This is a genomic window from Cupriavidus sp. MPR-AND1C, assembly GCF_058809705.1.
The window spans coordinates 66,496-74,309 of the sequence record NZ_JBXASU010000034.1 but is presented as its reverse complement, the minus strand read 5'-3'; the positions used below and the strand labels follow the sequence as shown (position 1 = coordinate 74,309).

Here is a 7,814-nt window from a genome sequence, read left to right as displayed (position 1 = left end):
CCACCGCCGACGCCTCCGCGCCGAGCGCCGCTTTAGCCACATGGCGCGCAGACCTGGTGGCCGGCCTGGCCATCGCCGGACTGCTGCTGCCCGAGGCCGTGGCCTATTCCGGGATTGCCGGGCTACCGCCGCAAGCCGGCGTGATCGCGCTGTTAGCGGGCCTGCTGGTCTACGGCCTGCTTGGCAGCAGCCGCTTTGCCATCGTTTCAGCCACCTCGTCGTCTGCCGCGGTGCTGCTGGCCGCTACCACGGCCGCCGCCGAGGGCGACGCCGGACTGCGCATCGCGCTCGGCGCCGCCGTGATCCTGCTCGCGGGGGTGCTGTTCCTGCTGGCGTCGCTGGCGCACCTGGGGGCGATCTCCAACCTGATCGCCAAGCCCGTGCTGCGCGGCTTCGCGCTGGGACTGGCGCTGACCATCGTGCTCAAGCAATGCCCGAAGGTCCTGGATGTGCATCCGGCACACGGCGACTTCCTGCACCTGGCTTGGGAACTGCTGGCCAGCTGGCGCCACTGGAACCTGGCAGGCGCGGCGGTGGCATTGGTTGCGCTGGCGCTGCTGCACGTGTTTGCCCGCTGGCGCGCCATGCCGGGCGCGCTGCTGGTCATCGCCGCCGGCATCATGCTCGACCTCAGCGGCTGGACCCAGGCTCACGGCGTGGCAGCCGTCGGCAACATCGCCCTGCAGTTCTCGGCGCCCCGGGTGCCGGACCTGACCACGGCCGACTGGATGCGGGTGAGCGAACTGGCCGCCGCGCTGGCCCTGATCCTGTACGCCGAGAGCTACGGCTCGATCCGCACCTTTGCCATGCGCCACGGCGACATCGTCTCGCCTAACCGGGACCTGGCGGCACTGGGGCTGGCCAACCTCGCTTCGGGGCTGTTCCAGGGCATGCCGGTGGGCGCGGGCTTTTCCGGCACCTCGGCTAATGAAGCAGCCGGCGCGCAAAGCCGCCGTGCCGGCTTGATTGCGGGTGCCGTGGTCCTTGCCGCGGTATGCACCCTGCTCCCCTGGATCTCGCACACGCCAGAACCGGTACTCGCGGCCATCGTGATCCGCGCGGTCGGGCACAGCCTGAACCCGGGCAGCCTCAAGCCTTACTTCGACTGGCGGCGCGACCGCCTGGTCGCGGTGACCGCCTTTGCCGGCGTGCTGTTGCTGGGCGTGCTGCATGGGCTGCTGCTGGCGATCGGGGTCAGCCTGGCGATGCTGCTGCAGCGCTTGTCGCGCCCGCAGGTCAGCTGGCTGGGGCGTTGGGCCGATAGCCACGACTTCGTCGACACGGCACGCCACCCCGAGGCCACTGCGCCCAAGGGACTGCTGATCGCGCGCCCGGAGGTACCGCTGTTCTTCGGCAACGTCGATAGCGTGCTGGGCACCGTGCGCCAGGCGCTGGCGCGCGAGCATCCCCAGTACGGCCTGATACTCAGCCTGGAAGAATCATCGGACCTCGACGGCACTGTCATTGAAGCCCTGGGCGAACTGGCAGTGTTCGCGAAGGCCCACGGCATACCGCTGCGGCTCGCGCGGGTCAAGGACGAGGTGCGCGACCTGCTGGCGCATGCGCGCAACCCCGCCCTGCCCGAGGAGATATGGCGCGGCTGGAGCGTGGACGATGCGGTGCGTGACGCGTTGGCGCAGCCTGCATGAACTGGCCGCGCCAACACCGCCGGGTGGACTAGCCTTGACATGGTGCGATCAGATCGACCGCGTCGGTAATCAGTGTGTCCAGCCCCCAGCTCAGCAGCTCCGTCGCGCGCGCCGGGTCATTGACGGTATAGCAGGCCACCCGGAAACCGGCCGCATGGGCCGCCCGGATGACCTCGGCGGTAAGCACGGGATGGTTGGCATCGAGCGCCACGCAGTCCAGCCGGCGCAGCCGCTCCAGCCAGTCGGGCGGCAGCTCGTCCAGCAACAGCGCGCGCGGCAGGCCAGGCGCGGCCTTGCGGGCCGCCTCCAGCGACTCTTCCGAGAATGACGACAGTAGCGGTAGCACATCGCTGCCAGCCCACAGTGCCTGGGCGTCGAGGGCTACCGCTGCGCCGGTGCGCCATTCCGCGCCGGGCACGGGCTTGATCTCGATATTGACGAACAAGCCGTTGGCACGGGTATAGCGAGCAATCGCCGCCAGCGTGGGCACCGGCTCGCCGGCATAGGCGGGGCTGTGCCAGCTGCCAGCGTCCAGCATGGCGATCTCGCCCAGCGTCAGCGCATCGACCCGCCCCTGCCCGTTGGTGGTGCGGTCCAGCGTGGCGTCGTGCAGCAGCACCGGGCGTCCATCGCCCGACAGCTTCACGTCGAACTCGAACATGCGATAGCCAAACGATGCCCCGTGGCGGAACGCCGCCAGGGTGTTCTCGGGTGCAAGCTTGCCCGCGCCACGATGGGCGACATGGCGCGGATAGGGCCAGGCGGCCAGGGTCATGTCAGGCCTCGATGCGCTTGCCGGAATCGGCGTCGAAGAAATGCAGGTGCTCGGCCGCAGCCGTGATCGGCAGGCGATCGCCGCTGCTCACAGGCATATTGCTGTCCAGCCGCACCACCACCGGCTGGCCGCCAAGCGTGCCATACGCATAGGAATCGGCGCCAAGCGCCTCGACCAGGCGGACCTCGATCTCGGCGATCGCCTCATGTGCCGCGCACGGCTCGATATGCTCCGGACGCAGGCCAAGCAGCGCGCGCTCGGGCAGGTGCAGGCCCATCGGCAGGTGGCCAAGGGTGGCGGGCGCACCTTGCGCACCCGGCTTCTGCTCCACGCGCATCTGCGCTTCGCCCTGCCCGCCATTGGTCCGCGTCACCGGAACCAGATTCATCGGCGGCGAGCCGATAAAGCTGGCCACGAAGGTGCTGGCCGGACGCGCATAGACTTCCAGCGGCGTGCCGATCTGCTCCACGCTCCCGCCGTTGAGCACCATCATGCGGTCTGCCAGCGTCATGGCTTCGACCTGATCGTGGGTCACATACATGCTGGTGGTACGCAGGCGGCGGTGCAACTCCTTCAACTCCAGGCGCATCTGCACGCGCAGCTTGGCGTCGAGGTTGGACAGCGGCTCGTCAAACAGGAACACGGCAGGCTCACGCACGATCGCGCGACCCATGGCCACACGCTGGCGCTGGCCGCCCGACAACGCGCGCGGCTTGCGCTCGAGCAGCGGCGCCAGCTCCAGGATGCCGGCGGCGTGCTTGACCCGCTGCTCGATCTCGCTCTTGTCCATGCCGCGGATCTTCAGCCCGTAGGCCATATTGTCGTACACGCTCATATGCGGGTAGAGCGCGTAGTTCTGGAACACCATGGCGATGTCCCGCTCGGCGGGCTCGAGGTGATTGACGACCTTGTCGCCAATATGCACCTCGCCACCGCTGATGGCTTCCAGCCCGGCCACCATGCGCAGCAGCGTGGATTTGCCGCAGCCCGAGGGGCCGACGATGACGATGAACTCGCCATCGTTGATTTCCATATCGATGCCGTGCACAACCTTGACGTTGCCGGCGTAAGTCTTCTGTACGTTGCGAAGCGACAGTTTTGCCATTGCTATTCTTTCTCGCTGGGCAAGCGTGGCGGGCGCGCCATCACATGGGCACGCCCCGCCCCACCCGCTTATTTTTCGGTTTCGACCAGGCCCTTGACGAACCACTTCTGCATCAGCACCACCACGATCGCGGGCGGCACCATGGCCAGCATCACGGTGGCCATCACCAGGTTCCAGTCGGTCGCGGCATCCCCGGAGCGGGAGATCATCTGCGTGACCCCCACCACCACCGGCGTCATCGACTTCTGCGTGGTGATCAGGAGCGGCCACAGGTACTGGTTCCAGCCGTAGATGAACTGGATCACAAAGAGTGCCGCGATGCTGGTCTTGGACAGCGGCAGCACCACGTCCTTGAAAAAGCGCATCGGCCCGGCGCCGTCGATGCGCGCGGCCTCGGCCAGCTCATCCGGAATGGTCAGGAAGAACTGGCGGAACAGGAAGGTCGCGGTCGCCGAGGCGATGATCGGGATGGTCAGGCCGAAGTAGCTGTCCAGCATGCCGAGATCGGACACCACCTTGTAGGTCGGCAGGATCCGCACTTCCACCGGCAGCATCAGCGTGATGAAGATCATCCAGAAGAAGGTCTTGCGCAGCGGGAACTTGAAATACACCACCGCGAAGGCCGAGATGATCGAGATCGTGATCTTGCCCAGCGCGATGCCCAGCGCCATGATCAAGCTGTTCAGCATCATGGTGGAGACCGGCGAGGCGGCATTGCCCACGCCGGCTACCAGCACGGTGCGATAGTTCTCAAGAAAATGGCTGCCCGGCAGCAGCGTCATCGGTGCCTGCAGCACCTCGTCGGCGGTCAGCGTCGAGGCAACAAACGTGACATAGACAGGGAAAGCCACTACCACTACGCCCAGCACCAGCATCAGGTGCGAGAGAAAATCCAGAAAGGGTCGTCGTTCTACCATTTTGCCAATCCTTCAGTACTGCACCTTGCGTTCCACGTAGCGGAACTGCACCACCGTGAGAACAATCACGATCCCCATCAGCACAACCGACTGCGCGGCCGAGCCGCCGATATCGAGTCCCCGGAAGCCATCCTGGTAGACCTTGTAGACCAGCGTATTGGTCGCGTTGACGGGGCCGCCATGGGTCACTGCGTCGATAATGGCAAAGGTGTCGAAGAAGGCGTACACCACATTGATCACCATCAGGAAGAACGTGGTCGGCGACAGTAACGGGAATATGATCGACCAGAACCGGCGCCAAGGCCCCGCGCCATCGATGGCGGCGGCCTCGATCAGCGATTTAGGGATGCTCTGCAAGCCGGCCAGGAAGAACAGGAAGTTGTAGCTGATCTGCTTCCACGCGGCAATCAGCACCACGAGCAGCATGGCCTGGTTGCTATTGAGCAAGAAGTTCCAGTCCACACCGAACCGATGCAGCGCGTAGGACACCACGCCCAGCGTCGGGTTGAACATGAACATCCACAGCACGCCCGCCACCGCCGGCGCCACGGCATACGGCCAGATCAGCAGCATCTTGTAGCCACTGGCGCCCCGCACCACGCGATCGGCGAAGTAGGCAAGCATCAGCGAGACCGTCAGCCCGACCAGCGTCACCCCGACGGCGAACACGCCCGTGACGCGAAACGCGTTCAGGTACTGCGCATCACTGAACAGATCGCGAAAGTTCTCCAGGCCGACGAACTGGAGATCAATACCGAAGGCATCCTGCCGCAGCACAGACTGGTACAGCGCCTGTCCGGCCGGCCAAAAAAAGAAGATCAGCGTCACCGCCATCTGCGGTAGCACCAGCAGATAAGGCAACCATGAAGATCGGAATACGACCCGTTTTTCCATCACGCATCCAAGCCACCGCTATGCGCGGCGCGTCATCAATCATAGCTAGTGCGGCGAAGTTGCCGCACAAACCAAAGACGGAGGCAATGCCTCCGCCTCCCAAACACACAAGAAGCCGCAGCGCTTATTCGCGGACCGTCTTCTGGAAACGCTCCAGCAATTCATTACCGCGCGCAACCGCCGAATCCAGAGCCTCCTTAGGTTGCTTCTTGCCGGTCCACACCGCTTCGAGCTCTTCGTCGATCACCGTACGGATCTGCGGGAAGTTGCCCAGGCGAATGCCTCGCGACTTGTCGGTGGTCTTGACGATCATCTGCTTGACCGCCACGTCCGCGCCGGGGTTCTTCTCGTAGAAGCCCGATTTCTTGGTGAGTTCGTAGGCTGCCGTCGTCACCGGCAGGTAGCCGGTCGACTGGTGCCAGTCGGCCTGCACCTCGGGGCGTGACAGGTAGGTAAAGAACTTGGCTACGCCCTTGTATTCCTCGGCCTTCTTGCCGCCCATCACCCACAACGAAGCGCCGCCGATGATGGTGTTTTGCGGAGCGCCCGGCACGCCTTGCTCGTAGGGCAGCTGCGCCACGGTGAAGTCGAACTTGGCGTTCTTGCGGATATTCGCCAGCGCCGCCGAGGAACCGGTCAGCATCGCGCACTGGCCGGCAATAAACTTCGCCTTCGGCTCGTCCTTGCGGCCGCCATAGACAAAGTAGCCCTTCTGCTGCATGTCGAGCAGGTTGGCAATATGCTTGACGTGCAGCGGCGAATTGAACACCAGGCGCGCGCCCGTGCCACCGAAGCCATTGTTCTCGGTGGCGAACAGGACGTTGTGCCAGGCCGAGAAGCTTTCCAGCTGTACCCACGACTGCCAGTCGGTGGTGTAACCGCAAGAGATGCCGGCGGCCTTGAGCTTGGCGGAATCGGTGGCCACCTCTTGCCAGGTCACGGGCGGCTTGTTCGGATCCAGGCCGGCCTTCTTGAAGGCGTCCTTGTTGTAGTACATCACCGTGGTGGAGCTATTGAACGGGAACGACAGCATCTCACCCTTGTTCGAGGTGTAGTAGCCAGCCACCGCCGGGATGTACATCTTGGCGTCGAACTTCTCGCCAGCGTCCTTCATGACCGTCGCCACCGGCTTGATGGCACCCTTGGCGCTCATCATGGTAGCCGTGCCCACCTCGAATACCTGCAGGATCGCCGGCGCATTGCCCGAGCGGAAGGCAGCGATGCCCGCGGCCAGCGACTCGTCGTACTGGCCCTTGTAGATCGGTACGATCTTGTAGTCGGACTGGCTGGCATTGAACTGCGTGGCGATGGCGTTCACCTTCTCGTTGAGCGCACCTTCCATCGAATGCCACCACTGGATCTCGACGGCGGCATTGGCCGATCCTGCGCCGGTCAGCATGGCGAAGGCGGCCAGGGTCAACGCGGTACGTTTTACGGTCATGGAAATTTCTCCTGTTCTATCTTGTGGCATTGGACAAAAATCGTCCGACTGTATGCACTTTTTGTGACAAGCGGATGTTACTCCGCCTTGTTGGATTGGAAAACCGGGCATTTCTACTAAATTACAATAATATGACAACGATTTATCGGCAGCTTGACAGGGTAGAATCTCGCGCCATGCAAGCCATTCAAAGCCTTCCCGCCCCGGCGCTGCGCCGGATTCGCGGCGTACTGACCGATATCGACGGCACCATCACCACCGACGGCAGGCTGCCGGCGGCCACCTACATGGCGCTCGACCGCCTCAAGGCAGCCGGGCTGCACGTGATCCCGGTCACGGGACGCTGTATCGCCTGGGCCGAGATCCTGACGCGGCTATGGCCGGTGGACGCCATCATCGGCGAAAACGGCGCCTTCTACTCCCACCTGCGCGCGGGCAAGCTGGTGACCCGTTACCTGGACGACGCTGCCACCCGGGCCGACAACCTGGCTCGCATCCACGCGCTTGGCAAACGCATCGTGCAAGAGGTGCCAGGCTGCGCGCTGGCCTCGGACCAGGCCTGGCACGCCGCCGACCTGGCCGTCGACCACGCCGAGGACGTCGCCCCCCTGCCGCCCACAGCGGTCGAGCGCATCGCCGGGCTGATGCGGCAAGCCGGCATGACCGCCACGGTCTCGTCCATTCACGTCAATGGCTGGTTCGGTGATCACGACAAGCTCAGCATGAGCCGTTTGTGCGCCGCGGAATTACTGGGCGCCGACCTGGATGCCGAGCGGGAGGAATGGCTGTTTATCGGCGACTCAGCGAACGACGCCAGCATGTTTGCGCATTTCCCGCTGTCGGTCGGGGTCGCCAACATCCGCGACATCCTGCCGCAGCTGCCGGCCAAGCCGGCCTATATCACCGAGGCGGCCTGCGGCGAGGGCTTTGCGGAAATGGCTGAACTTCTGCTGGCCGCGCGCGGCTGAACTGGCAACGGCGCGCAGCGCATAAAAAAAACAGCCGGGCAAGCCCGGCTGTTTTTTTATGCGCT

General features: G+C 64.5%; 7 protein-coding genes. 2 read left to right on the top strand and 5 right to left on the bottom strand.

Features of this window, described 5'->3' with window-relative positions; genetic code table 11:
* Window positions 1–56: 56 nt before the first annotated feature.
* Window positions 57–1,649, top strand: a complete 1,593-nt coding sequence (locus tag AC1RWI_RS19340; RefSeq protein WP_492868060.1) for a SulP family inorganic anion transporter — start codon at window positions 57–59, stop codon at window positions 1,647–1,649.
* 28 nt (window positions 1,650–1,677) lie between these two features.
* On the opposite strand, the gene ugpQ is transcribed toward AC1RWI_RS19340, so the two are convergent.
* The 5 genes from ugpQ to ugpB all read right to left on the bottom strand — a co-directional run bounded on the left by ugpQ (window position 1,678) and on the right by ugpB (window position 6,781).
* Window positions 1,678–2,424, bottom strand: a complete 747-nt coding sequence (ugpQ, locus tag AC1RWI_RS19335) for a glycerophosphodiester phosphodiesterase (protein ID WP_043347365.1) — start codon at window positions 2,422–2,424, stop codon at window positions 1,678–1,680.
* Between the two features lies 1 nt (window position 2,425).
* On the bottom strand, window positions 2,426–3,529 hold the full coding sequence (locus tag AC1RWI_RS19330; protein WP_043347366.1) for a sn-glycerol-3-phosphate import ATP-binding protein UgpC: 1,104 nt from the start codon (window positions 3,527–3,529) through the stop codon (window positions 2,426–2,428).
* A gap of 68 nt (window positions 3,530–3,597) precedes the next feature.
* Window positions 3,598–4,446 (bottom strand): sn-glycerol-3-phosphate ABC transporter permease UgpE, encoded by an 849-nt coding sequence (gene ugpE / locus AC1RWI_RS19325; protein WP_043347369.1) that lies wholly within the window; start codon window positions 4,444–4,446, stop codon window positions 3,598–3,600.
* Between the two features lie 12 nt (window positions 4,447–4,458).
* On the bottom strand, window positions 4,459–5,340 hold the full coding sequence (gene ugpA / locus AC1RWI_RS19320; RefSeq protein ID WP_043347372.1) for a sn-glycerol-3-phosphate ABC transporter permease UgpA: 882 nt from the start codon (window positions 5,338–5,340) through the stop codon (window positions 4,459–4,461).
* Between the two features lie 124 nt (window positions 5,341–5,464).
* Complete coding sequence (ugpB, locus tag AC1RWI_RS19315; RefSeq protein ID WP_043347376.1) at window positions 5,465–6,781, bottom strand: sn-glycerol-3-phosphate ABC transporter substrate-binding protein UgpB; 1,317 nt, start codon at window positions 6,779–6,781, stop codon at window positions 5,465–5,467.
* 176 nt (window positions 6,782–6,957) lie between these two features.
* Between ugpB and AC1RWI_RS19310 the strand changes: the two genes are divergently transcribed.
* Window positions 6,958–7,749 (top strand): HAD-IIB family hydrolase, encoded by a 792-nt coding sequence (locus AC1RWI_RS19310; protein WP_043347380.1) that lies wholly within the window; start codon window positions 6,958–6,960, stop codon window positions 7,747–7,749.
* Window positions 7,750–7,814: the final 65 nt, after the last annotated feature.